At 39.8% G+C, this 25,665-nt stretch carries 22 protein-coding genes and 1 pseudogene; 16 read left to right on the top strand and 7 right to left on the bottom strand.

The genetic code is table 11. The annotated features are described in order from the left end of the window. Positions 1–93: 93 nt before the first annotated feature. Positions 94–1,286 (top strand): annotated as a pseudogene (locus A7A69_RS04745) (low temperature requirement protein A). Positions 1,287–1,313: 27 nt separating this feature from the next. Next, positions 1,314–2,375: a DUF1176 domain-containing protein gene (locus A7A69_RS04740; protein WP_152876438.1), complete on the top strand. Its 1,062-nt coding sequence runs from the start codon at positions 1,314–1,316 to the stop codon at positions 2,373–2,375. 22 nt (positions 2,376–2,397) lie between these two features. Here the strand turns inward: A7A69_RS04740 and A7A69_RS04735 are convergent, their stop codons facing one another. Next, a complete protein-coding gene (locus A7A69_RS04735; protein ID WP_151981311.1) occupies positions 2,398–3,327 on the bottom strand; it encodes a tRNA dihydrouridine synthase in 930 nt (309 codons plus the stop codon). 81 nt (positions 3,328–3,408) lie between these two features. Then, positions 3,409–4,218 (bottom strand): cytochrome C assembly family protein, encoded by an 810-nt coding sequence (locus A7A69_RS04730; protein ID WP_120370767.1) that lies wholly within the window; start codon positions 4,216–4,218, stop codon positions 3,409–3,411. Between the two features lie 196 nt (positions 4,219–4,414). Here A7A69_RS04730 and ffh point away from each other — a divergent pair, with 196 nt between their 5' ends. Both ffh and A7A69_RS04720 read left to right on the top strand, forming a co-directional pair. Then, positions 4,415–5,827, top strand: a complete 1,413-nt coding sequence (gene ffh, locus A7A69_RS04725; RefSeq protein WP_152876437.1) for a signal recognition particle protein — start codon at positions 4,415–4,417, stop codon at positions 5,825–5,827. Positions 5,828–5,965: 138 nt separating this feature from the next. Further along, the gene (locus A7A69_RS04720; protein WP_152876436.1) at positions 5,966–6,532 is read left to right on the top strand and encodes an RBBP9/YdeN family alpha/beta hydrolase; all 567 of its coding nucleotides are present in this window, start codon (positions 5,966–5,968) and stop codon (positions 6,530–6,532) included. On the opposite strand, the gene A7A69_RS04715 is transcribed toward A7A69_RS04720, so the two are convergent. After that, complete coding sequence (locus tag A7A69_RS04715) at positions 6,490–7,248, bottom strand: pantothenate kinase (RefSeq protein WP_152876435.1); 759 nt, start codon at positions 7,246–7,248, stop codon at positions 6,490–6,492. The two genes, A7A69_RS04720 and A7A69_RS04715, sit on opposite strands and share 43 nt — an antisense overlap. Next, positions 7,245–8,012, bottom strand: coding sequence for a biotin--[acetyl-CoA-carboxylase] ligase (locus A7A69_RS04710; RefSeq protein ID WP_152876434.1), 768 nt, complete (start codon positions 8,010–8,012; stop codon positions 7,245–7,247). Before A7A69_RS04710 ends, A7A69_RS04715 begins: the two co-directional genes overlap by 4 nt. Before the next feature lie 30 nt (positions 8,013–8,042). On the opposite strand from A7A69_RS04710, the gene A7A69_RS04705 reads away from it, so the two are divergent. From A7A69_RS04705 to ligA, 5 genes are all read left to right on the top strand, one after another. Then, the gene (locus tag A7A69_RS04705) at positions 8,043–8,846 is read left to right on the top strand and encodes a sulfite exporter TauE/SafE family protein (protein ID WP_152876433.1); all 804 of its coding nucleotides are present in this window, start codon (positions 8,043–8,045) and stop codon (positions 8,844–8,846) included. A gap of 234 nt (positions 8,847–9,080) precedes the next feature. Next, a complete protein-coding gene (locus tag A7A69_RS04700; RefSeq protein ID WP_120370773.1) occupies positions 9,081–9,776 on the top strand; it encodes a GntR family transcriptional regulator in 696 nt (231 codons plus the stop codon). A gap of 226 nt (positions 9,777–10,002) precedes the next feature. Then, positions 10,003–13,449, top strand: a complete 3,447-nt coding sequence (gene smc / locus A7A69_RS04695) for a chromosome segregation protein SMC (protein ID WP_152876432.1) — start codon at positions 10,003–10,005, stop codon at positions 13,447–13,449. 1 nt (position 13,450) lies between these two features. Further along, positions 13,451–14,488 carry a cell division protein ZipA C-terminal FtsZ-binding domain-containing protein gene (locus A7A69_RS04690; RefSeq protein ID WP_152876431.1) on the top strand — a complete coding sequence of 346 codons (1,038 nt, stop codon included), beginning with the start codon at positions 13,451–13,453 and terminating at the stop codon, positions 14,486–14,488. Between the two features lie 79 nt (positions 14,489–14,567). Further along, positions 14,568–16,598, top strand: coding sequence for an NAD-dependent DNA ligase LigA (gene ligA, locus A7A69_RS04685; protein ID WP_152876430.1), 2,031 nt, complete (start codon positions 14,568–14,570; stop codon positions 16,596–16,598). Positions 16,599–16,655: 57 nt separating this feature from the next. Here the strand turns inward: ligA and A7A69_RS04680 are convergent, their stop codons facing one another. Further along, positions 16,656–17,711, bottom strand: a complete 1,056-nt coding sequence (locus A7A69_RS04680) for an SDR family oxidoreductase (protein WP_152876429.1) — start codon at positions 17,709–17,711, stop codon at positions 16,656–16,658. A gap of 338 nt (positions 17,712–18,049) precedes the next feature. Here A7A69_RS04680 and ftn point away from each other — a divergent pair, with 338 nt between their 5' ends. Beyond that, complete coding sequence (gene ftn, locus A7A69_RS04675; protein ID WP_120370778.1) at positions 18,050–18,514, top strand: heteropolymeric bacterioferritin subunit Ftn; 465 nt, start codon at positions 18,050–18,052, stop codon at positions 18,512–18,514. Between the two features lie 38 nt (positions 18,515–18,552). Here ftn and A7A69_RS04670 read toward each other — a convergent pair whose 3' ends face one another. Continuing rightward, positions 18,553–19,137, bottom strand: a complete 585-nt coding sequence (locus A7A69_RS04670) for a peroxiredoxin (protein WP_151981359.1) — start codon at positions 19,135–19,137, stop codon at positions 18,553–18,555. 140 nt (positions 19,138–19,277) lie between these two features. On the opposite strand from A7A69_RS04670, the gene A7A69_RS04665 reads away from it, so the two are divergent. The 6 genes from A7A69_RS04665 to bioD all read left to right on the top strand — a co-directional run bounded on the left by A7A69_RS04665 (position 19,278) and on the right by bioD (position 24,381). Further along, positions 19,278–19,658: a DUF6176 family protein gene (locus tag A7A69_RS04665; protein ID WP_152876510.1), complete on the top strand. Its 381-nt coding sequence runs from the start codon at positions 19,278–19,280 to the stop codon at positions 19,656–19,658. Positions 19,659–19,701: 43 nt separating this feature from the next. Next, on the top strand, positions 19,702–20,424 hold the full coding sequence (locus tag A7A69_RS04660; RefSeq protein ID WP_152876428.1) for an alpha/beta hydrolase family protein: 723 nt from the start codon (positions 19,702–19,704) through the stop codon (positions 20,422–20,424). Between the two features lie 97 nt (positions 20,425–20,521). Continuing rightward, positions 20,522–21,844, top strand: coding sequence for an adenosylmethionine--8-amino-7-oxononanoate transaminase (gene bioA / locus A7A69_RS04655; RefSeq protein WP_152876427.1), 1,323 nt, complete (start codon positions 20,522–20,524; stop codon positions 21,842–21,844). Next, positions 21,831–22,988, top strand: a complete 1,158-nt coding sequence (locus A7A69_RS04650) for an 8-amino-7-oxononanoate synthase (RefSeq protein WP_152876426.1) — start codon at positions 21,831–21,833, stop codon at positions 22,986–22,988. Before bioA ends, A7A69_RS04650 begins: the two co-directional genes overlap by 14 nt. Next, the gene (gene bioC, locus A7A69_RS04645; protein ID WP_338325117.1) at positions 22,979–23,743 is read left to right on the top strand and encodes a malonyl-ACP O-methyltransferase BioC; all 765 of its coding nucleotides are present in this window, start codon (positions 22,979–22,981) and stop codon (positions 23,741–23,743) included. Before A7A69_RS04650 ends, bioC begins: the two co-directional genes overlap by 10 nt. Next, positions 23,740–24,381 (top strand): dethiobiotin synthase, encoded by a 642-nt coding sequence (gene bioD, locus A7A69_RS04640; protein ID WP_152876425.1) that lies wholly within the window; start codon positions 23,740–23,742, stop codon positions 24,379–24,381. Before bioC ends, bioD begins: the two co-directional genes overlap by 4 nt. A 73-nt stretch (positions 24,382–24,454) precedes the next feature. Here bioD and A7A69_RS04635 read toward each other — a convergent pair whose 3' ends face one another. Then, positions 24,455–25,594 (bottom strand): hypothetical protein, encoded by a 1,140-nt coding sequence (locus tag A7A69_RS04635; RefSeq protein WP_171500784.1) that lies wholly within the window; start codon positions 25,592–25,594, stop codon positions 24,455–24,457. Between the last annotated feature and the right edge of the window lie 71 nt (positions 25,595–25,665).

Raw genomic sequence — 25,665 nt, 5'->3', positions numbered from 1 at the left:
TTGAAATAGCGATGATGAAAATAGTTAAAACTTCAATCTCATTTCACTTAGAATATTCAGCTTAAGTCACAAAAAACAAAAGAAACGTAAATAATGAGCTTATTCGAAACATTTAAACATTTGGCATTACGTCCAGTGGCTGCACGTGATCCTCATGAGAATCACCGAGTGGCAACGCCGCTTGAATTATTATTTGACTTGATTTTTGTGGTCGCAATTGCTGAGGCGGGTCAGCAACTACATCATGCGATTATTGAAAATCATCTATGGAGCGCATTGCCATATTACTTTATGGTTTTTTTCGCTCTGTGGTGGGCATGGATGAATTTTACTTGGTTCGCTTCCGCCTATGACAATGATGATATGTTTTATCGACTCATGACTTTTGTGCAGATTGTGGGTTCTTTGGTGATGGCGGCAGGTATCCCTGATGTCTTTCATCATCATGATTTTGATATCATTATTATTGGTTATGTCATTATGCGTTTGGCTTTGGTGAGTCAATGGTTTCGTGCAGCACGGCATGATCCTGCACATCGTACTGTGGCTCTACGTTATGGCTTTGGCATTATTTTTGTTCAAATTGGTTGGCTGTTTTTTCATTTTTCACCTATCAATTTTACTTTTGAGCTATTTTTATTATTGCTCGTGCTTGAGTTAAGTGTTCCGATTTTTGCAGAATGGGGAAATCCGACCTCATGGCATCCTCATCATATCGCAGAGCGTTATTCATTACTGACTATTATTGTATTGGGTGAGTCTGTTGTCGCTTGCTATAAAGCCATTCAAGATGATTTAGCCACTCATATTGTTCATCCAGATATCATTTTATTAATGGTAGGTGGTCTGATGATGATGTTTACCATGTGGTGGGCTTATTTTGATCGAGATGCCCACCATTTACTCAAAAGTAGTAAACATGCATTTTATGGGGATATGGACATTATTTTATTTTTATCAGTGTTGCGGCAGTAGGTGCTGCATTGGCCGCTGCGGTAGATGTGGCTTTAGGTCGTTCAGAAATTAGTCCTCAATTTATGCAATATACGGTTGCTGTCACTTTACTGGGTTATACCACTAGTCTTTGGCTATTGAATGAGTTTGCCTATTTGTCCGGATTCAGACGCTGGTTATATCCGATTACAGCGCTGATTATTTTTTGTATTCCTGCAATTTCTCCAAATATTGGTTTAGGCGTTTTTCTAATGGCAATCGTGTATGCATTGCGATTGATCTTTTCAAAATGCTATTTGGAAGATCGAAGCTCTAAACCACAATCGCATTGAGTTCACTCTATTGACCTAAGGATATTGATGAAAAAAATTCTGCTGATGAGTATGTTGGGTTGTATTGTTTTATCCAATACTTATGCTGCTCCTCAGTCTGGAAACTATCTTGAGTCGGGTGACTGGGTGCTTGCATGTGATAATACGAAAACCTGTCGAATGGCAGGGTATCAAAATGATGCAAGCCACTATGCAGTTTCTATTTTATTCACACGATATTTGGGGCGTGATACAGCTTCGATTGCACAAATTAAAATCCTTGATCAAGATTTATCAGGAGGATTAAGTCAGGCATTTTCTGATCGTAAAGTCACGTTGTATATCCAAAACAAAAACTACGGAACGATTGCTCAAGACTCTATTCCACAAACTGGGCGTTTAACTCTATCGCAAACCAATGCGATGATAAAAGCGGTGAAATTGAAGCAAAAGATCAAGTTTAAGATGGCTCAAAAACAATGGGAATTATCGAGCAGAGGTGGGGATCAGGTTCTGCAAAAAATGAATGAAATCCAACATGAAGAAAGCTATTCATCTTCAGCGATGCTTCAAAATAAGCAACCTCAAAACCGCATTGAATCTAATCTTCGAGGGCAAATTCCAGAAATAGTGATGTATGGTTTTATACGAAAACCGACCCAACATTTTCCGATTGAAAGCTCTCAATCGCAACAACTTTTGGGGCAGCTAAAAAAAGTAATTTCTGCGCAGGATTGCCCTTTATTATTACAGACTCATTTTCCAGAAAATACCCGAATATCGATTTATCCCATTACTCAAAATCAAGTTCTGGTGGAAAGTCCATGTAAGCATCAAAATCAGTCCGAGTTGGTTTACTGGGTGATGGATGCTCAATTTACATCGATCCAGCAGTTAGTGACGCTGTCGGGTTCTAGCTATAGTGAAGGCCATATTTTTGCAAGACATTCACCTCAAAGTAGAAATGATTGTGAATCGATTAAAGAGTGGGCGTGGAATGGGCAGAAATTTGTTGTCAGTTATTTGGCTACAACGGGACTTTGTAAAGGTTTTCCTAAAGGCGCATGGCAATTACCAACCTACGTTTCGATAACCCGTTCAGTTTCTTGATCTTGAAAAAGTGAGACTTTTATCAATTCGATTGTAATTTTCCTACAATTTCTTCAAGTGTTTTTAACCGTTTTATCTCATTCCAAAGGGCTTTGGCTTCAGGATAAGCTTTGCTCATCATTCCAAGCCATTGCTTATAACGTCCGACCATTCCAATTTCAGTCTTAAATGCACCGTTGACAAAGCGTAGTTGTAATTCGACCAGTTCCTGCCAAGAGAGCAGTGCTTCATCCCTATTTTGACGAATACATAAGGTTAAATCTGGTGTTGTCACAGCACCACGACCAATCATCAAATCCTGACAGGCAGATTGCTGCTGGCAAGCTTTGGCATCTGCATTGTTCCAGATTTCACCATTGGCAATGACATTGATTTTTAATGCTTCCTGAATGGGCTGAATTTTTTCCCAATATGCAGGTGGGGTATAACCATCTGCTTTGGTACGTGCATGTACTGTAAGCCAGTTTGCGCCTGCATCTTCAATCGCGTGTGCATTGTCTAGCGTATGGTGTTCATCCAGATAACCCAAACGCATTTTGGCGGAAACAGGAATATGTGCAGGGACCGCATCTCGAACAGCTTTGACGAGTAGATGAACGACATCAGGTTCATCTAATAAAATCGAACCACCACGATGGCGATTGACCGTTTTAGCAGGACAACCGAAGTTTAAGTCGATGGCAGGTGCTCCTAACTCTACGACTTTGGCGGCATTGGCAGCCAACATTTCAGGATGATTTCCCAAAAACTGTACATGGACAGGTGTACCTGCGGCTGTTTTGCCATCGGTGAGAAGTTCTGGACAATAATTATAGTAGACATGATCAGGTAAAATACTTTCTGTGACACGAATAAACTCCGTCACACACCAGTCAAAATGACCTGTATGTGTGAGCACATCTCGCATAATTGGATCGGTTAATCCTTCCATTGGTGCAAGAACTAGCTTCACGGCAACATTACCTGAAAATAAAAACAGCGTTTATACGGCATCTGTATAACGCTGTCTAGTGTGTGCTGTAAATTTAAAAAATTACCGATGTAGAATCATTTCTAGCACAAATTTACTGCCAATAAACCCGATTGCCAAGAGAATAAACCCAATCAGAGTGAAACGAATGGCTTTTTGTCCACGCCAGCCAAACTTGGTGTGACCCAGTAATAAAGCCCCATAGATGAACCATGAAATAATACTAAATGCAGTTTTATGGGCCAGATGCTGACCAAAAAAGTCATCGATGGTAAAGAAACCAAACAGTAAAGCAATGGTGAGTAGTACAAAGCCAGTCCTGAGCAAATCAAACAATAAAGATTCCATCGCTTGAAATGAGGGTAGTAAATTGACCCAAAAACGACTTTTTTGTTTCTTTCTAAGTTCCTGATTTTGAAGCCACATCAAGATGGCATGAATGGTTGCCATGAGTAAAACAGCATAGGCAGATAGTGACAAAATAATATGTAAATCTAGACCTAATGAATGTTGCTCTATAAATTGATTAGGCTGACTAAAGGCGAATCCAAGAATCAGACCTGTGGCAGCTACAGGAATACCAATCAGGTTGAGTGCAAGTGTCGGACGGAATGTGCTGAAGATCAAACTTAAGACCAACATTAAACCCGAAGTAAATGACATGAGGTTAAATACATCATAATTAATCCCCAGTGGTGTCAGCATATCCTGAGATAGCACACCTGCATGCAGGATCAGACCTAAAGCCAGTATTAAGCCTAAAAACCAATGGTTTGGTTCACGTTTTGACATCAGGTTCATAAACAGATACCAAAACGCAGTGGTATATGCGATGAGTGCCAAAATGGTGTAAACCAATGGGAGACTAATCATGTCAAACCTTTATTCAGGAGTTGGAGCTTCATTTGATCATTCAGTGTTAATTATAAATGAATATCATCAGACCCTAAAATTCATCTACATAAGATATAAATTCGCGGCGAACTACAGTATCCTATAGCATCTATGCATAAATTTTCTATTTTGAGAAAGATTTTTTTGCAACTGGCCATTTTTAGCGGATTTTGCAATGTTTGATACCTTAACAGAACGACTCACGCAGAGTTTAAGAAATGTTACTGGCTCAGGGCAGCTGACCGAAGACAATATTAAAGACACCTTGCGCGAAGTGCGTATGGCCCTTCTTGAGGCTGATGTTGCGTTACCTGTAACTCGTGAATTTATCGCGAAAGTTAAGGAACAGGCATTGGGTCAGGAAGTCATGACTCAGCTTTCCCCGGGTCAGGCCTTTGTCAAAATCGTTTATGACGAATTGACCAAGATGATGGGCGAGGCGAATGAAAGTCTTGATCTATCTGCCAAACCTCCAGTTGTTGTATTACTTGCAGGTTTACAAGGTGCAGGGAAAACCACAACTGCGGCAAAACTGGCGCGATTTTTAAAAGAACGTCAAAAGAAAAAAGTAATGACCGTTTCTGCGGATGTGTATCGTCCAGCAGCGATTAAACAGTTACAAACGGTATCCGCTGAAGTCGGAGCCGACTTTATTCCGTCCGATGCTTCAGAAAAGCCGATTGACATTGTCAATCGTGCGATTGAACAGGCAAAAATTCAATTTGCTGATGTATTGATTGTCGATACAGCAGGTCGTTTGCATGTCGATGAAGACATGATGGGCGAAATTAAAGAACTACATGCAGCAGTAAAACCAACTGAAACGCTGTTTGTCGTTGATGCCATGACAGGTCAGGATGCAGCCAATACTGCTAAAGCATTTAATGATGCCTTGTCTTTAACAGGCGTTATTTTGACCAAAACTGATGGTGATGCGCGTGGTGGTGCTGCGCTTTCAGTTCGTGCGATTACGGGCAAGCCGATCAAGTTCTTGGGGATGGGCGAAAAGCTAGATGCACTTGAGCCATTTCATCCTGAACGTGTAGCACAGCGTATCTTGGGCATGGGGGATGTACTCTCGCTTGTCGAAGAAGTCGAACGTAAAATCGACCGAGATAAAGCCGAAAAAATGGCGAAAAAATTGCAAAAAGGCGGGTCTTTCAATCTGGAAGACATGCTAATGCAATTTGAGCAAATGAAAAAAATGGGCGGCATGATGGGCTTTCTGGATAAACTTCCAGGAATGAGTAATTCAGGCATTCAGCAGGCGATTGAGCAAGCAAATCCTGAAAAGCAAGTCAAAAAGATGGAAGCGATTATCCAGTCGATGACGCCTAAAGAGCGTAAAAATCCACACATCATTAACCCAAGCCGTAAAAAACGTATTGCAGCAGGCTGTGGCATGGATGTTTCAGAGATTAACAAACTGCTGAAACAACATAGCCAAATGGCCAAGATGATGAAAAAATTTGCCAATCCATCTGGGATGAGCAAAATGTTACGTTCATTAAGCGGTATGCAGAAACAATTTGGCGGCGGTGGTGGCGGTATGGGACCACTTTTTGGCGGCAATGATGATAAGAAGTAATGGACTTTTTCCATACAACTAAAGGCGCTTGATGCGCCTTTTTTTATCACAACAAAATCACTACTTTTTTCAGGTGATGTGTACTTTAAACTGAATGTAATAAATAAGAATCATCCTGTATTGGGGAACATAATTACAATGAAGCATGTATATATTATTCATGGTTTTAAGGCGGTGCCTGAAGATCATTGGTTTGAGTGGCTAGAGCAACATATTCAGCAAGCAGGAGCCACAGCAGAGCGGGTTTTTCTAGCAGATTCTGCGTATCCAGATCCAGAAGTCTGGCAAGCATGTTTAAGCGCGCAGTGTAGCGTACTGACTGAAAATACAATTATCGTGGCACATAGTTTAGGTTGCATATCGAGTTTAAGCTTCTTGAGTAAAGCCTTGCAGAACACAACAATAGCAGCAGGAATTTTTGTATCAGGATTTACCGAAAAACTCAAAGCCATTCCTGAATTAGATGATTTTATTGAAGCACAAACACTTGATGATAAATTGCTACGCCAAAAGATTCTGCGCCGTTATGTTCTTTTATCGAGTAATGACCCTCTAGTACCACCGCCGTTGACGATTCGTTTGGGGCAGCGACTGAATGCACAGATATTAGAAATTAAACAAGCAGGGCATTTTATGCAAGAAGATGGTTATGCCGCGTTTCCTCAGCTTTGGGATGTGCTGCGTCCATTAGTGATGGAGTCTTGAGCGACATATCGTTGTAACCCTTTAAGTAATAAATCTTCTTCAACTCGGGGGTGGTAATCCTGCAAAAACTTGGCAAAAAGTGGAGCATCTCCGCCTGTAAGTACCAGTTGTCTTGAAGATTGTTTTAAAATATGTTCAATACTGCTCAATAAACCCAATAAAATACCGTGATGTACAGCATCCACTGTATTTTTTCCCGGTTCAAGGTTATCAAAAGCTGAGTCGGGGATTTTAATGCCTTTAGTATTTTGAATGAGGGCATCACGTTGCAAATACAGATTAGGCAAAATATAGCCGCCCAAATGTTCCAATCCTGTACTTAAATCAATCGTGAGTGCTGTACCACAGCCAATAATACAAAAATTTCGCTCTGGTTCTGCCAATGCTAACACTTGTAACCAACGATCGATTCCCAGTTGTTCTGGATGATCATAACCACAACGTAAGCCTGCATATTCATGATGAACCTGAGCAAAGACAATGGGCACATTGAGTAGACTCAGAATCGTCTGAATTCGAGTATTACTGATTTTATCCTGTACTGAAGAAAGTCCAACCTGTTGTAATTTTTGACTTTTAAAATGTTGGATTAAACCCAATAATAAATCAGCAGGCGACTGTAAATGTAATTCCGCAGCATGTTCAATGATTTGATCTGAATCTGTAATCCAGTATTTAAGACGGGTATTTCCAACATCCAGCCAAAGTTGTTTCATGCTTGACTATCCTCTGCTGTGTTGCGGCGCATCCGACCTTGATAAAATGCCTGTTGTTGTCCACTGCTTGAAATAAGTACAGCGCCGTCTTGATTAATGCCATCAAAACGGCCAGTTAGAATACCCTGATGGTACTCGAACTGAACCTGTTGCTGTATAAACGCAGCATGATGATTAAAACGATCTGCAAGATTATAACAACCATGCTCAAACCATTGAGCAGCTTGCTGAATTGCGAGATAAAGTTGTGCAATAACTTCTATACGATCAAGATTGTTCAAGCCAAAATCGTGGAGCGAACTGATCGGTTGTAATGGATCTTGTGATTCGGGTGTGAACAAATTAATCCCTACACCCACAATAGCCTGATGCGGTGATAAGGGTTCAACCAGAATCCCCCCCCATTTACCTTGTTGGCTATATAAATCATTCGGCCATTTGACTTGCAGATTTAGACCCTGTAGTTTTGGCATTTGCAAGATATTCAGTGCAACTTCAAGTGCTAAGCGACCATCTAGTGGTGTGCGGGAATTGATCAAAGTGCTGAAATAAATATTGCCTTTTGGGGAAATCCATTGGCGTTGATGTTGACCACGCCCTTGTGTCTGGGTTTCGCTACAGATCAAAATGGATGCAATATTCTGTTGAGCCAATTCGCGAACATCGTCATTGGTCGATGTCGTCGTTTGTTTCAAAATAACAATGTCAGGAACTTGTCCAGCATCGCTTAAGCGTTGTCTTAGTTGACGAGTTTCTGCATCCATGTTCAATTTTATAAAGTTGGAAAATCAGGTATGGAGTTAATCATATATTTAGCTATCGGCGCAATCGCTGGATTCGCTGCGGGCTTGTTTGGCGTGGGTGGCGGATTAATTATTGTCCCAATTCTCTATATCGTATTTACCCAGCTTCATTATGATCCCGCTGTTATTATGCATATGGCTTTGGGAACTTCTCTGGCGACCATTATTGTGACCTCAATCAGTTCGGTGATGGCACATCATAAACGCGGTGCTGTGTTATGGCATGTGTTTCGTAATCTGGCTCCGGGTTTGGTGATTGGTTCATTTTTGGGAGCAGGAGTAGCCGATCTCTTATCTGGGCAGAACTTGCAAATTATTATTGGTATATTTGCAATATGGGTTGCTTATCGCATGTTCAAAGGTGCAAATGTCACTGTGGATGAAAGCCGACATTTACCATCTGCGCCTATGCAAATGTTAGCAGGCGGTGGTATTGGCATTGCTTCTGCAATCTTTGGGATTGGAGGCGGTAGCTTGACTGTGCCTTACTTAAACCGTAATGGTGTGGTGATGCAAAAAGCAGTCGCCACTTCGGCTGCATGTGGTTTACCGATAGCGGTTGCTGGTGCGATTGGCTTTATGTGGTTTGGTGTAAAACAGCATGTACACGTGCCCAATGCAATTGGTTATATCCATATTTATGCATTTATCGGGATTAGTATCATGAGTTTTGTCACTGCAAAACTTGGTGCCAAAGTTGCGCATATGTTATCACCTGCGATGTTAAAAAAATGTTTTGCCTGTTTATTGACTGTGGTTGGAACTTATTTTATTTATCAGGGTCTTAGTAAATAAAAAACGCTATAAAATAATAAATCCTAAATCGCTAAAATGAAGATTAAAACATATGTTTTAGCGATTGAAAGGGCAGAAAAATAAGATGACATTTCCGATAGTCTGAATGTCGAATTGGCTCAAAATGCAATAAAATTGTTAGACAATGACATAGTCAACAATCAATAAAATCAGTTAAAACAATCAAAATAAATAGCAGTGGAACGCTAAAGTAAAAATCAAAACAGGTGATTCATGAAACTTGAAGAGACAGAAAGCCTGTCGGAGCAAATCGCAAAACATATTAGCGATCAGATTATTACGGGTGAACTTGTAGAAGGTGAACGTATTCAGGAATTACGTATTGCCAAAGAACTGGATGTCAGTCGTGGTTCAGTACGCGAAGCATTACTATTACTTGAACGAACCCACTTGATTCATATTTATCCACGTCGTGGTGCGATTGTTTCGGAAATGTCATCTCAACAAGTCAAGGCTTTGTTTGATACCAGTGTATTGATACTGGGTTATATTGTGCAGCGTATTAGTGAAACATGGCGTGTGCATGAAGCTGAACAACTGCAACAGTTAATGGAGCATTTAGCTGAGCAGGTGAAAATAGGCGATACCGAAAAATTTTATGATGGTGTTTTTCAATATCTGGCTTTACAACATGATATGGTGTCAAATCCATACCTGATGAAGTTCTATAAAGAGTTATTGCCTTCATTGCAACGGAGTTACTTTTTAACTCTGAATACTTCACGTCGTGAATTACAAGAATCTCTGGCATTATTTAAACTGGTGGCAGATGCTATTTTGATCCGAAAATCACATCAGGCGACATTGTTCATGGAAGACTTTTGCCGACATTTACGTAATCTGGTTCTCGATTCATTAACTCGAATGAAGCAAATTGAGTTGGCTTGGGCGCGTCGTTCACGTCGTTAATATGGATAGATTCGCTACGGAAAAATATCCTTAAGCTGAAATAACCTGAAAGTTTGGCGATATTTTAACTGATCGCCTTATTTCTGGATAAAATTGTTCAACTTGATCTTAAAAAAAGCCCCTATTCAACGACATTCATTTTAAAATAAGCCGCTATTGATATCCTATTGTGCCTGTCAAATTGAAATAGATGGGCAAATAATAAAAAACTTTTGATCAGGACATTATGCGTTTAAGCAGTTTAAAACTAGCAGGCTTTAAGTCATTTGCTGACTCATCCACCCTACAATTTAAGGCGAATCGTACTGCGGTTGTTGGCCCGAACGGTTGTGGCAAATCCAATGTGATTGATGCCATTCGTTGGGTCATGGGCGAATCCAGCGCACGTCAGTTACGTGGTGGCAGTATGCAGGATGTTATTTTTACGGGAACTGCAAAACGTAAACCTGTCAGTGTTGCCAGTGTTGAACTGCGCTTTGACAATACCTATGGCAAGCTCGGCGGGGCTTATAATGCCTATAATGAATTGGCGGTACGCCGTCAGGTCAATCGTGATGGAAAATCTGAATATTTTTTAAATGGAACGCGTTGTCGCCGTCGTGATATTACTGATATTTTTCTGGGAACGGGTTTAGGCCCACGTTCTTACGCGATTATTGAACAGGGCATGATTAACCGACTGGTCGATGCCAAACCTGAAGAAATGCGGGTGTTTATTGAAGAAGCAGCAGGGGTATCGCGTTATCAGGCGCGTCGTCGTGAAACCTTGCAACATCTGGAACATACTGAACAGAATTTGTCGCGTCTGGAAGACATTGCACAGGAGCTTAAATCACAGCTTAAAACACTCAAACGCCAGTCTGAAGCTGCGATTCATTACAAACAATTTGAGCAACAGATTAGAACCCTAAAAATTGAAATTTTATCATTTCAGTCGGAGCAGTCGAGTCAGCTTCAACAAGAATATACAGTGCAAATGACTGCTTTAGGCGAAGAGTTTAAGTTGGTTCGCTCTGAATTAAATACCATTGAACATGAGCTTGAAGCCAGTAGTTCATTATTTCAAAAGCTAATTCAACAGTCGACACCACTACAAAATGAATGGCAACAGGCTGAGAAAAAACTAGCCGAACTGAAAATGACACTAGAGCAAAAACAAAGTTTGTATCAACAAAACAGTACAACTTTGACACAGCTAGAACAACAAAAATCTCAGACCAAAGAACGATTGCAACTGAGTGAATTACAGCTTGAAAATTTATTGACGCAATTGGATGAGCAAACCGAACATCTCAATAATTTTGAGAAAAATACTCAGCATAGCGAAAGCAGTTATCAGGATTTACAGTCTCAACATAAACAAGCACTGCAACAGTTTGACAGCATTAAGCAGCAGGTTGAAAAGCAACAACAACAGAAAAACCAGATGTCGCTGCAACTTGAACAATTATCCAAAAGCATAGAGCGTATTACGCAGCAGAAACAGACATTGGAAGCTCAAACATCGCAAATTGCAGCACAGGTTCAGGATGACGAGTTACAAAGTTTAGAGCAACAATTACTGCAACTGAAACCAGAAATATGTGCACTTGAACAGCAGATTGAACAGCTTGAACAACATTTACAGATACAGCAGCAACAACAGAATCAATTAAAAAGTGAAATTCAGCATCACAAAAACCAGATACAGGTATTACAGGCCGAACAAAAAAATCTGAATCAGTTGGTGGCGAAACAAACGCCAAAACAATCAGATGCTGTGCGTTTGATGTCAATATTGCAGTTAACTGAATCGGGCAAAGCGCATGCTAGCCTGATCGAAAAATTACTGAGTCAATGGATGGATGCACATTATCTGGACAGTGACGTTGATTTTGAAGCACAGATTCCACGACAGATTAAATTATCAAATATCAATATGTCGGCACCTCAATTGGGTTTATCGCCTATAGCAAAGTGGGTTGAAACGCCGCAGTTATCCATATGGCAAAATATTTGGCTGGCAGATGATCTGGATCAAGCATTGGCTTTGCAGGCGCAGCTTCAATCTGGGCAAAGCATTGTGACAATAGATGCTTACCATGTCGGGCCAGATTGGGTGATTGCACTTGATTATGACGAAGATAGCCAAAATAGTGGTGTGTTAAGTCATCGCATTCGTCTGGACGAAATTGCACAGCTTCTTTTAAGATTAGAACCTGAACTAGAACAACTAGAATTAAAAAGTACAGCACAACAACAGCAACTAAATATACAGTTTGAGCAAACTCAACAATACAAACATCAGTTAAAACAACAGCAACAGCAACAGCAACAACTAGAATTAACGATCACGAAACACCAAAGCGCAGCTCAAGCTTTTGTGGTGCAAAAACAACAGTTACAAGAACAACTGAAACAACTCGAAGCCCAGCTTGAAGATGATGCAATGCAGCGTGATGATCTGGATATTGATTTACACGCTTTGAATTTAAAACTTGAAGTGAGCTTACCAGATTATAAAACTCAACAATTTCAGCTCGAAACTCTTGCAGAGCAATTGGACAATCAGCAGCAGCAATTGCAACAGCAGCAACAAGAACGTGAAAATACACGCCGCCTAGTTTCGCAAACTCAGCAGCAAATTGAACTGCTAGAAAAAGATTTATCTTTTTTAAAAACTCAATATCGTCAGATTATTGAGCAAATGGAGCAGGCAAAAAAGTTTGTCGATCCGATTCAGCTTGAACTACCATCCCTTGAGTCCGAATTTTCGCAACAATTTCAGCAAACTGAACAACTCAAAAAAAGTTGGAATGAATGGCAAATTGAACTGAATAATGTACAGGAAAAGCAGCAACTATTTACTGAACAGCGTCATCAAACCCAACAACGTGATGAACAATTGCGAGAGCAACTGGAACAAAAGCGTTTGAGTTGGCAATCTGCCAAATCTGATCTGGAGCATTTTCAGGAGCAAATCAAAGATTTGGGGAGTGATCTGGTAAAGGATTTAAAACTGAATTTAACGGAACATCAGCAAGCTCTGGAAAAAGCACAACGTCAATTTGAAAAACTTGGTGCTGTTAATTTGGCGGCATCTGAAGAATATGAAGAAGTTTCAAAACGCTTTGAAGAACTTAGTCACCAGATTCAGGATTTGGAAAATACGGTATCTCAACTCAAAGATGCGATGAAAAGTATCGACCAAGAAACCAGAAAGTTGTTTATGACAACCTTTGATCAGGTCAATACTGAGCTTCAGGAATTATTTCCTAAAGTATTTAGTGGTGGAGAAGCAAGTTTAAGTCTTGAAGATGACTGGCAATCAGGTGTAAAACTAATGGCACGACCACCGGGAAAACGTAATAGCTCATTAGCGCTGTTATCTGGTGGTGAAAAGGCGTTGACCGCACTGGCTTTGGTGTTTGCGATTTTTAGACTCAATCCAGCGCCATTTTGTGTATTGGATGAAGTTGATGCACCACTGGATGATGCCAATGTGCAGCGGTTTTGTAATTTGGTAAAAGAGCTTTCTGAACAGGTGCAATTCATTTACATTACACATAATAAACTTGCAATGACGATGGCGACCGATTTATTAGGGGTAACCATGCCAGAACCCGGCACCTCAAAACTGGTCACTGTTAATTTGGAACAAGCAAAAGAATATGGGTTAGTCACGGAGTCATAGTATGGAAGTTTCAACCATCATCGGCATTATTGTTGCTATTATTGCCATGATTATCGGGTTAAGGATGGTGCTTAGAAAACCAACTCCGACCGAACCCTCATTAGACAGTGAATTACATATCGATCCTGAGAGTAATAAACCAATTATTCCACGGCATGTGCGTGATCAATTGCCTGCCGAAACGCAATCAAAAGAGCTTGAACGTCGAGAACCTGCTTTACAGGATATTCCAGAAACATTAGACGATCAGTCGACTCAAACTTTGACATCGCCTGAGTTGGATGAAGATAAGTTAGATAAAGAAGTTGCCTCGGTAGACATTGAACCTGTACAGGCACAGCCATCGATTGAACAACCTATAGAACCGCAAACGGCTGTGGCTAATGTTGTTGAAACAGCATATAAACAAGATGCTGATACTGTCAAAGCGACAACTATGGTGCAGCTTGATGAAAGCACTCCAACTGAACACTCAAAAAAAATTGATGAGTTTCAGCTTAATCCTGATGTAGAAGCGGCAACCATTGCAGAGTTCGATGGCGAAAGCAGTCTGCTAGATGTACATTTACACGAGCAACAGCGTTTTGATGATGAAAGTGCTTTGGCGACTGCACTGGAAATTGTCGCATTGAATGTTTATCCCAATCCACGTCGTGCTTTATCTGGCGATAAAACACTCAAAGTGTTGCTCAAATATGGTTTGCGTTTTGGTGAAATGGCATGTTTTCATCGTTATGAGAAAACCGATGAGCCAAGTCCATTGATGTTTTCAGTATTACGCATGACTGACAATGGGCCTGCGGGCTTTGATCTTGAGACTTTATCAAGCGAACAGGTACAGGGTTTGGCATTTTTCCTTGCATTACCACATCAGGATGCTTTAAAAGGTTTCGATATGATGACCAGTATTGCAGGGCTGATCGCACGTGAAGTGGATGGAAAAGTTTTTGATGAAAACAATCTTGAATTTACCCCTCAGCTGAAGGAACATTGGCGTCATCATGTGATTGACTATCGTTCGACACAGGAAACAGCTTAACTATTTTTAGTGCTTTATTGCGATGCATAATCATCGCAACTCAGGGCGGATTTTCCGCCCTTTTACATGGTGAATTTTTATGGTGAATAATAGCGACGTCATTGCGCAAATGCGTCAATTGATTCAACTGATTGCAAAACATAATCATGCGTATTATGTGATGGATCAACCTATCATTCGTGACAATGAATACGATCAGCTATTTCATCAGTTAAAAGACTTGGAACAACAATATCCTGATCTATTACAACCCGATACCCCAACCAATAAAGTCGGCGGTCAGGCGTTAAGTAAATTTGAAACAGTCACTCACGCAGTTCCGATGCTGTCATTAGGAAATGTCTTTAATCAAGAAGATCTGTTTGCTTTTGCACGACGTATTGAAGAACGCTTACCCAATCAGCAAATTGAATATGATGTAGAGCTTAAATTGGATGGCTTGGCGATTTCATTGTGGTATGAAAATGGCGTATTGATTCGAGGCGTGACTCGTGGTGATGGTGAAACAGGTGAGGACATCAGTCAAAATGTCAAAACCATTCGTAATTTGCCTAAATTTTTAAGCCATAATCCCGTTGAAATTCCACGTTTGCTGGAGGTTCGTGGTGAAGTGCTGATGCCAAAACAGGGTTTTGAGCGTTTAAATGCAGCCAATGAAGCGAAAGGCGAAAAAACCTTTGCCAATCCGCGTAATGCCGCAGCGGGAAGCCTAAGACAGCTTGACCCAAATATTGCAGCATCTCGTCCATTGGCCTTTTATGCTTATGGTATTGCGCAATGTGAGCCGCATCATGGTTTGGCAAGCATGCATGAAAGCTTGCATTGGTTAACCCAGTTAGGTTTTGAAATTGCTGAACGCCAATTTTTATGTTCCTCGATTGAAGAAGTTCAGCAGCGTTATGAGCAAATCCAACACGAACGTCCGAATCTGACTGTTGAAATTGATGGTATGGTCATCAAAGTCGATGATCTGAAACAACAACAGCAACTTGGTTTTTTAAGCCGTGAACCACGTTGGGCGACGGCTTATAAATTTCCTGCTGAAATTGCCCGTACGACAGTTGAAAATATTGATTGGCAAGTTGGTCGAACTGGAACATTGACTCCTGTAGCACGTTTGCAGCCTGTTTTAGTTGGCGGTGTGACTGTGTCGAATGTGACTTTACATAATATTGGAGAAATTCACCGTCTTGATGTCCGAGTGGGGGATCAGGTCAGTGTATATCGTAGTGGTGACGTCATTCCAAAAGTTGAAAGAGTCTGGCCTGAGTTTCGCCCGAGCGATGCACAAATCGTTCAATTACCAGAAAACTGTCCAGTGTGTTCATCTCCTGTAGTGATGCCAGAAGGTGAGGCTCTGGCACGTTGTTCTGGTGGATTATATTGTGCTGCGCAACGTATTGAAGCGATTCGGCATTTTGTATCCCGTAAAGCGATGGATATAGATGGCTTGGGGGATCGCTGGGTTGAATCTTTATTGCATTTGAACCTTCTTAAAGATGTCGCTGATATTTACCATTTGCATGAACATCGTGACACTTTACTGGGCATTGAAAAAATGGGTGAAAAATCTGTCCAGAATTTGATGGATGCGATAGAAACCAGTAAAAAAACCACGCTTGCACGTTTTATCTATGCACTTGGAATACGTGGCGTGGGTGAGACGACAGCTCGAATGCTCGCCAATACATTTCAGACTTTTGAAGCATTAAAGAATGCCGATATAGAAGCTTTGAAAAAAACGCCAGATGTCGGTGAGATTACCGCTGAATGGATTTTTGATTTCTTTTTGGCGACACATAATATTGAAGTACTTGATCGACTTTTGGCTGCTGGAATCCATTGGGATGCACCCATAGCACCAACCCGTCAGCCTTTAAATGGTGAAAGTTGGGTCGTGACAGGCACACTTTCTACCATGGGTCGTGATGAAGCGACACAGCGTTTACAAGCTTTGGGGGCGCGTGTCAGTGGTAGTGTTTCCACGAAAACTAAATGTGTGGTGGCTGGCGAAAAAGCAGGAAGTAAACTGGATAAAGCCGAAAAACTTGAAATTCGTGTCATGAATGAACAAGAGTTTCTAGAATTTTTAGCACAGTACGAAGCCTAAATCTAAAAAGTCGACGTTCATTTGATTTCAAATGAACGTCATTCAAAATGCCAAAGCTTATCCGCGTTTTTTAATTAAACCATCATCGAGTAATTGCTGAAAATGCTCACTTACACTTTCACGGATATCCCGATAGTGAATGCCTAGATCTTCCTGACTACGCGTTGCATTAAAATAAATAGGATAACCCACATTTTTACTTACAAATTGACGTGACTGACCAAACAAAGGTGCGGCCAATGAAAAAATGCTCTTTGGAACTGTAAAGTGTGGGAATGGGTAACGATAACCAAAGCGTTGCGTTAAAGTCTGACCGATTTCTAATAAACTCAATGTTCCACCAGACACGATATAACGTCCGGTTGCATGTGCAGAAAATGCCGCAGCCACATGCGCATCCGCCACATCGCGAACATCAACAATTCCCATCCAGATAGCAGGCACACCTAACAACATCGTACCGTTTGCAAACTGTTCAAGGAGTTCAATGCTACCAGACTGACTGGATGCCGTTAGGGAGGGTCCCATGACTAAAGCAGGGTTGATGCAGACCAATGACCAACGATCCTGCTGCTGTGCCATTTCCCAAGCTTTGCGCTCTGCTGCAACTTTCGAGTAAGAATAGGGCTGGTGTGTGGTGCTACTGCTATTATTCCAATGACTTTCATCAAATTCATGATTGGGTGTGTCTTCGATTTCAATCGCATCTCCACAAATTGCAGCAATACTAGAGGTGACAATGACGCGTTTCACAGACGTAGTGCGATTGACTGAATCAAGCACATTGATTGTGCCATTGACCGCAGGTTCAATAATCTCTTTCACTGCATCTTTGTAATTGGAAATGACAAAAGGGGAAGCTGTATGAATGACAATTTCACATCCTTGCATTGCTTGGTCGAAGGCATTTGGAGTAAGTAAATCCGCTTTAAAGAAATGAATTTGCCCTGATGATTTTTCGGCAATTTGATTTAAGTGTTTGAGTTTTTCAGTTTTTGCAGGATCACGAACAGTTGCATGCACGATGTAGCCTTGCATAAGTAATCGTTCAATAATCCAGCCAGCCACGTAGCCTGTCGCGCCAGTAACCAGAATCGGTGTGTTCTTATTCATATTCCCGCCTGATGGTATTTTTAACTGTCCTTTATTTAACGGATTTTCTCAAATATATACAATGACAGCTTCATCTATTTTTAGAACAATGAATGAAATAAGAAGCATTGTCTTTAGTTACAAAATAAAAAAAACAAAAAAATATATGTATTCGGAATATTTATTTAAGTGAAAAGCATCCAAGCATTTATTTTTTTTGAATAAATTTTTCCAATTAAAACTGTAAATGCGTATGTTTCTCATTTTAATTTTATAAAAATCATAAACTTACGGTATTTTTACTTTGCAATCATTTTTAAATTTGACCATAATAAAGGCATTCGAGAGGAGAATTTCAAATGCGCGGCAATCCAGAAGTCATAGACTATTTAAATATGTTGATCGGTGGCGAACTGGCTGCCCGTGACCAATACCTGATCCATTCACGTATGTATGAAGATTGGGGTTTAAGCAAAATTTACGAACGCATCGACCATGAAATGCAAGAAGAAGCCTCTCATGCTGATGCGATTATTCGTCGTGTTCTATTCCTTGAAGGTACGCCGAATATGGATCGTGACGATATTGTCACAGGTGAAGATGTTGTATCTTGCTTAAAAGCTGATTTGGCACTGGAATATGAAGTTCGTCAAAAACTGGCTACAGGTGTAAAATTGTGTGAAGAGAAAGCTGATTATGTCAGCCGTGATATGCTTCGCGCACAAATGTCAGATACAGAAGAAGACCACACCTATTGGTTAGAAAAACAATTGCGCTTGATTGAGTTGATGGGCTTACAAAACTATATTCAATCACAAATGTAAGATTCAAAAAACTCAGCTTAGGCTGAGTTTTTTTATACTCATGGTTTTTGCTGTAAGCGTTTCACATCTTTAAGCACTTCATCGGCATGGGTTTGAGTGTTCACACTGCTATAGTGATAGACCACTGTACCTTTGGGATCAATTAAAAAACTTTCTCTTTTTGCGATTTTCATAATCCCCATATTACGCACAATTCCAAATTTTTCTGCCAGTTGATGATCACTATCTGCCAGAATTGGGAAAGTTAGTCCTAATTTATCCGAGAATTTTTTATGAGAAGCAACGTCATCCAGACTAACGCCCATCACAACGGTATTGGATTGAGTAAACTGGGAAGAAAGGGCTTTAAAACGATTCGCTTCTTGAGTACAGCCAGGAGAGTCATCTTTTGGATAAAAATATAAAACGAGCCATTTGCCTTGGAAGTCTTTTAGCTGATGCCAAATTCCATTTTGATCTTGCAGACGAAAAGCTGGTGCGGGTTGACCTACCCACTGTTTCTGATCAGCACTCGATTTTGAAAAGGCATCAGTTTCAGCATGAGCTAGATGGGTAAGTCCTGTTGCCAAACTGAGACTCACTAAACCCGCTCTTAATATTGTTATTGTTCGCAAAATTTTCATCATGATCTAAAAGCCTATTTGTAAAAAGCCTAAGTTTTAGTTTAACAAAATCAACTTTGAAATGTGTGAAGAAATTGCTTTGCTTTTGTGATCCTTTATATTCATATTAAGTAAATTCAAAATGATACAAAGTGAACAAAATGGATGTAGGTGCAGCACTGATTAAATTAAAACCCCATACATGGTCAAAGGTTGAAAAATGGCAACAACAGCTTGAGCAGCGCAAAGTTGAAGCGATTGAAACGCTTCAAGCCGAAGGTGTTACAGTTGAATCATGGTTTCATGTCCAGATCGAAGCGCAAGACTATTTAATTGCTTATATGCGTGCAGTCGATTTAGCCAAAGCTCAGCAGATTGCAAAGTCCAGTCCTTTTGAAATTGATCAAGTTCACCAACAGTTTAAACGTGACAGTTGGGATAAAGTCATCCCTGCGACATTATTGCTTGATCTGGATAATGGAGATCAGATAAGCCTTGATCTTAAAAACAATGAGCAGCCTAGCAATCCAAACGCTGAATAAAACTGGGTATACTTTTTTCAGGTGAAATAAACAGGACAAGACATTGAAACAAAGTATTCTCCTTATTACAGGATGGGGCGGTGGTGAAAAATTATTGAACCCACTTAAGCAAGCACTTGAGCAACAGGATTATGATGTTGAGCTGAGTAATATTTTCAATGCATTAGATCAGCAAGTCTTGGAACAACAGATTGATCGAGCAATAAAATTTGATGTGATTGCAGGATGGTCATTAGGTGGCGAGTTAGCAATGCGTTTGGCATATGAAGTGGCAGAGAAAACAGGTCAGGCTAAGACACTTATCACGATGGCTTCTAATCCGAGTTTTGTGGCACATGATGATTGGTCACATGCTATGTCTGCTGATGATTTTGCCCTGTTCAAACAATCATTTGAACAGGATGCCATCACAACTCTAAAACGTTTTGGTTTACTAGTGACTAAAGGCGTTGAAACAGCAAAAACCGATTTTAATACCATGCAGATGATGCTTAAAGCACAGCCAGTATCATTGCTAAAACAAGGATTGGAGATACTTGAACAATTTAATTTAGTTGATATTCTTAAAAATTATACAGGTCGACAGCTTCATCTATTTGCTGATCATGATGCACTTGTTCCTTACCGAATTGTTGAAGATATGCAAAAGATACGTGCAAAATCTATTAAAATAGTGGAACTTGAAAATACGGCACACAGTTTCCCTTTTATTCAGGTTGAGAAAACGTGCAAGGAAATCGTAAATTTTATCAACTTGGATGTTTAAGCTTTAAACGGAATGGTGTTTATCGCAATTTATTTTAAAAGCCTACAAGTTTAACATGTAGCACAATGTCGAAAAGCCTAGACAATGGAGTAAATGGATGAGTGATCAGTTTGATTTGGAGCATATCTGGCATCCTTACACTTCGATGTTACATCCATTGCCGACTTTTAAAGTTAAACGTGCCTATAGTGCAACCATTGAACTTGAGGATGGTCGACAGCTTATTGATGGCATGTCTTCATGGTGGTGTGCGATTCATGGTTATCATCATCCTGAACTTGATCTTGCTGTGAAGCGTCAATTAGACAATATGGCACATATCATGTTTGGTGGTCTCACCCATGATCCTGCAATTGAACTTGGAAAATTACTACTCAAAATCACGCCACCTAGTCTGGATAAAATTTTTTATGCAGATTCAGGTTCAGTTGCGGTGGAAGTCGCCTTAAAAATGGCGGTTCAGTATTGGTCTTCAAGAGCGGGGTCTTCAAAAGCCGAATCGGACACAAGCCTCAAACAAAAGACTAATTTTATTACGACACGTTCGGGTTATCACGGCGATACATGGAATGCAATGTCGGTCTGTGATCCTGTGACAGGCATGCACCAGATTTTTGGGCGTAGTTTAGCGCAACGTATTTTTGTATCAGCACCGCAAAGTTGTTTTGGTAGAGAATGGAATTCGCATGAACTTGATGAAGTTGAACAACTTTTACAACAACATCATCAAGAATTAGCTGCATTTATTATTGAACCGATTGTACAGGGTGCAGGTGGAATGCGCTTTTATCACCCTGAATATTTAAGACAATTACGTGCACTGTGTGACAAATACCAATTACTGCTGATTTTTGATGAAATTGCGACGGGTTTTGGACGTACAGGTAAGCTATTTGCATGGGAACATGCACAGGTTGAACCTGACATTATGTGTATTGGTAAAGGACTGACAGGCGGCTATATGACGCTATCAGCTACGCTCACGACTAAACAAGTTGCAGAAACCATTAGTCGTGGGGAAGCAGGAGTATTTATGCATGGCCCAACCTTTATGGCAAATCCTTTGGCCTGCGCGGTAGCACTCAGAAGTACGCAACTTTTACTTGAACAGGATTGGCAGGAGAATATTCAACGGATTTCTGAACAATTACAACAACTACAAATATTGTCCGAATTAGAATATGTTGCCGATGTACGAATTTTGGGGGCGATTGGTGTGGTGGAGCTCAAGTTCAATGTGGATATGAAAACCCTGCAACAACAATTTGTTGAACGCGGCATTTGGGTGCGCCCTTTTGGTAAATTGGTTTATCTGATGCCACCGTATGTCATTTCCAAAGATGAACTCAATTTCTTGATTAAACAATTGATTGGCGTGGTACAACAGATGCAAGCTGAGGTGCAACATGGCATTGCTTGATCATTATCAACAGCAACTTGATCAGCTTAAACAGACTGGAAATTTGCGCCAGTTTACCGCCAATGAGCAGCAAGGCGCTTATATTAAAATCGCTGGAAGAAATATGCTGAATCTTTCTTCAAATGATTACTTGGGCTTGGCTGCAAATGTTCAGCTACGTGAGGAATTTTTAGATCAGCAACCCATTCAGCGCAGTTATTTTAGTTCATCTTCATCGCGCTTGCTGACAGGCAATTGTGCAGAATATGAACAATTTGAAGCCAGTTTAAGTCAAGTATTTTTAGGTCGTGCGGCACTGCTTTTTAATAGCGGCTATCATATGAATATCGGAATTTTACCTGCTTTAAGCGACAGTAAAACACTGATTCTGGCAGATAAATTGGTACATGCCAGTATGATCGATGGAATTCGTTTATCGTCTGCTAAATATATACGTTATCGACATAACGATTTACAGCATTTAACTCAATTGCTCGAAAAATATCATGATGATACTGATATTGAAAGAATTATTGTGGTGACAGAAAGTATCTTTAGTATGGATGGAGATGAAACGAATCTCACTAAATTGGTTCAGATCAAACAGTATTTTAACAAAGTTATGCTCTACGTCGATGAGGCCCATGCGATCGGTGTTCGAGGTGAGCAAGGCTTGGGCTGTGCAGAGCAATACAACGTGATTAAGGATATTGATTTTCTAGTCGGGACTTTGGGTAAAGCCTGTGCTTCGGTGGGAGGGTATTTAATTTGTGATCCGATCATTCGCAGCTATTTAATCAATACCATGCGGCCTTTGATTTTTAGTACCGCTTTGCCGCCAATGAATATTGCATGGTCTGATTTTATCTTTAAAAAAGTCATGGCAGCCAATACTGAGCGCTTACATCTGCACAAGATTAGCAAATATCTACAATCTGAGATTGTGGCAAAAGGTTATAGTAGTCCTTCGACCAGTCATATTGTGCCGATCATGATCGGGGAAAGTCAAAAAGCGGTGGAAAAATCTCATAGCGTACAGCAACAAGGTTTTTATGCTATGCCCGTTCGTCCCCCAACAGTGCCACAGCATAGCGCACGCTTAAGAGTTTCATTAACCTCTCTTATTCAACCCGATGATCTACAACGATTGGTAGCGTGTTTGTGAATTTAAATAAATCCCTGATTGCCCAACGCTTTGCCAAAGCAGGTCAAAGTTATACAGAGCAAGCGATTATTCAAAAGCAAATCAGTCAACATTTGTGCCAATTGATGCAAGGCTATTGTCCTGAACATTTGCCACATATTTTAGAAATTGGTTGTGGATCTGGAAATTTAACTCAACAATTGGCATCGAATTTTCAAGTTGAACAATGGTATTTAAATGACTTATATCCACAAGTTCAACAGCACTTTCAAGGTAATTTACCAAGTCAATGGATGATTGGTGATATTGAAACACTCGATTTACCATTGGACTTAAATGCAATTGTTTCGAGTTCAGCCCTTCAGTGGATTAATGATTTACCTGCATTATTAACGCGCTGTCATGCTGCTTTAAAGAAGCAAGGCTGGTTATGTTTTTCGACTTTTGGGATTGATAATTTTACCGAGATTAAACAGCTTACTGGGCAAGGTTTAGAGTACTGGTCTATAAATGACTGGCGACAACAGCTTGAGCAGTTGGGTTTCGATGTAATTTTGCTCGAACAGCAACATTTAAGCATGCAATTTGAATCACCAAAAGCAGTACTCAAACATCTTAAAGCGACGGGTGTGACAGGAGCATCTGTACAGCAACAACGCTGGACAAAACAATCCCTCATAGATTTTTATGAAAATTATCAAAATTTTAAGTTGGAAAATGATCAATACACTTTAACTTACCATCCAGTTTATTGTATCGCGCGGAGAAAAGAATGAGTGCTTCAGTTTATTTTGTCAGTGGGATTGATACAGGGATTGGTAAAACTTATGCCACGGGCTATCTGGCAAAGTTATGGAATACACAAGGGAAGTCTACAATTACCCAAAAGTTGATTCAGACTGGAAATGTAGATGAGTCTGAAGATATTGAAAAACATCGTGAAATTATGGGAACAGGTTGGTTGCCAGAAGATCTTGAAAAACTGACTATGCCTGAGATTTTTAGTTATCCCGCGTCTCCTCATTTGGCTACGCAACTTGATGGTCGAGACATTGATTTTGAAAAGATTGAAAAAGCGACTGAAATCTTGCAACAACGCTTTGATGTGGTGTTATTAGAAGGGGCAGGTGGGTTAATGGTTCCCTTAACGACAGAACTACTAACCATAGATTATATCGCACAAAAAAAGTTGCCTGTAATTTTGGTAAGTTCAGGACGCTTGGGTAGTATTAATCATACTTTACTAAGTCTGGAAGCTTTAAAACAACGTGGTTTATCTTTGTTTGCTTTGGCTTATAATCTTAATGATGAATCTCAGGATGAAATCATTTCAAAAGATACAGCACGGTATTTAAAAAATTATTTAAAACAATATTTTTCAGAAGCAAAATGGATCGATATTCCTAAGTTATAACAGAAGTTTTAATCAAAGAAAAAAGGCTTTATCTACAAGATAAAGCCTTTTTTGATAAATAATTTAGATCAAATTATTTATAGTAGGTTTGGATTTGTGCAGAGATAAACTCATAGGCAGTTTTATTAAAGAGAGTATGTTCGCCAGAAGAATCATTGTTTGCAAATCCATTAATCGCTGGTATACCATAATTTGATGAAAGAACATCACCTTTAATATTCCACTCCCCATCATAAATTTTGCCATCTTTTTCAATTGCTGGATCCGCGCCAAAGCTAAATACTGCATTACCATTGCTATCAACGCTATAAATTACATTTAAGCCGCCTACTTTATCGTGTTTATATTTATATGGTGATTTTCCATAAAGTGCATTAAACCATTCATCTAGAGTTTGAAACTTAGTTGCATTATCTTCGGAAAAACTAAATTGATTGTCATCATAAATGGCAGATTTTGGCAGATAAATAATTGAACCTTGTGGGAAGGTATCAGTACTGTTAATTAGATTATTTAAAGCCTTATCTTCACGCTTTAGAATATTCCCAACTTGATCATTAATATAGGTATATTCAACTGTTTTTGGATAGTTAGTTAAAATATTATTTGGTAAAATGTCTTTAATTTTTTTACCAGATAAATCAATGCTCTCAAACGTATAATCTAACTTATCTACAGAGAAATTGCATTTGTCATTAAATGATGCTAGTGATAATTTTAAGTTATTTGATGTAGTAAGATAACCCAGAGGCCAGCCATTATTTTGTTTTTGATATGTTTTAGTGGTATAGAGACCTGATGAATTTAAATTATAATCAACGGGTTTACTTTGTTCATCAGTTTCAATTTCTGTAAGACTAAGATTATAAATTGGAAGATATTCTGAATATAACATTTGTCCACTAAGAGAAATTTTCTCCGCATAGATTCCATTTTTTTTGGTCTCCATAAATCCAGATGAATCTCTTTGCATGATGTTCAAATAATCGATGCTATACAGAGAATCATCAAAAATAGATTTAGCTGTTAAATTGGAGTTAAGTAAAATACCACGATCACATTTTAATTCAGTATTACCAGATGAATTGTTATTTCCAGTATTGGAATTATTTGATCCAGAAGTCATTCCAGAATCACTTGATCCACCACCCCCACAGCCTGCTAAAGTCGCTAAAGATACTGCGATTGCTAAATAAGATATTTTTTTCATCATCATGAACCTATTGTTGTTGGATTGTTTCATTTTGTGTGGATTATATACAAAACTGTCTATCTATAAAATAG

Origin of the sequence: Acinetobacter guerrae, assembly GCF_009372255.1 — a bacterium.
Taxonomy (GTDB): Bacteria; Pseudomonadota; Gammaproteobacteria; order Pseudomonadales; family Moraxellaceae; genus Acinetobacter; species Acinetobacter guerrae.
This window is presented reverse-complemented; position numbering and strand designations above follow the sequence as displayed.

Coding starts and splice junctions, on each gene's coding strand:
- A7A69_RS04740 (WP_152876438.1), top strand. CDS start 1,314: ATGAAAAAAATTCTGCTGATGAGTATGTTGGGTTGTATTGTTTTATCC.
- A7A69_RS04730 (WP_120370767.1), bottom strand. CDS start 4,218: ATGATTAGTCTCCCATTGGTTTACACCATTTTGGCACTCATCGCATAT.
- ffh (WP_152876437.1), top strand. CDS start 4,415: ATGTTTGATACCTTAACAGAACGACTCACGCAGAGTTTAAGAAATGTT.
- A7A69_RS04720 (WP_152876436.1), top strand. CDS start 5,966: ATGAAGCATGTATATATTATTCATGGTTTTAAGGCGGTGCCTGAAGAT.
- A7A69_RS04715 (WP_152876435.1), bottom strand. CDS start 7,248: ATGAAACAACTTTGGCTGGATGTTGGAAATACCCGTCTTAAATACTGG.
- A7A69_RS04710 (WP_152876434.1), bottom strand. CDS start 8,012: ATGGATGCAGAAACTCGTCAACTAAGACAACGCTTAAGCGATGCTGGA.
- A7A69_RS04705 (WP_152876433.1), top strand. CDS start 8,043: ATGGAGTTAATCATATATTTAGCTATCGGCGCAATCGCTGGATTCGCT.
- A7A69_RS04700 (WP_120370773.1), top strand. CDS start 9,081: ATGAAACTTGAAGAGACAGAAAGCCTGTCGGAGCAAATCGCAAAACAT.
- smc (WP_152876432.1), top strand. CDS start 10,003: ATGCGTTTAAGCAGTTTAAAACTAGCAGGCTTTAAGTCATTTGCTGAC.
- A7A69_RS04690 (WP_152876431.1), top strand. CDS start 13,451: ATGGAAGTTTCAACCATCATCGGCATTATTGTTGCTATTATTGCCATG.
- ligA (WP_152876430.1), top strand. CDS start 14,568: ATGGTGAATAATAGCGACGTCATTGCGCAAATGCGTCAATTGATTCAA.
- A7A69_RS04680 (WP_152876429.1), bottom strand. CDS start 17,711: ATGAATAAGAACACACCGATTCTGGTTACTGGCGCGACAGGCTACGTG.
- ftn (WP_120370778.1), top strand. CDS start 18,050: ATGCGCGGCAATCCAGAAGTCATAGACTATTTAAATATGTTGATCGGT.
- A7A69_RS04670 (WP_151981359.1), bottom strand. CDS start 19,137: ATGAAAATTTTGCGAACAATAACAATATTAAGAGCGGGTTTAGTGAGT.
- A7A69_RS04665 (WP_152876510.1), top strand. CDS start 19,278: ATGGATGTAGGTGCAGCACTGATTAAATTAAAACCCCATACATGGTCA.
- bioA (WP_152876427.1), top strand. CDS start 20,522: ATGAGTGATCAGTTTGATTTGGAGCATATCTGGCATCCTTACACTTCG.
- A7A69_RS04650 (WP_152876426.1), top strand. CDS start 21,831: ATGGCATTGCTTGATCATTATCAACAGCAACTTGATCAGCTTAAACAG.
- bioD (WP_152876425.1), top strand. CDS start 23,740: ATGAGTGCTTCAGTTTATTTTGTCAGTGGGATTGATACAGGGATTGGT.
- A7A69_RS04635 (WP_171500784.1), bottom strand. CDS start 25,594: ATGATGAAAAAAATATCTTATTTAGCAATCGCAGTATCTTTAGCGACT.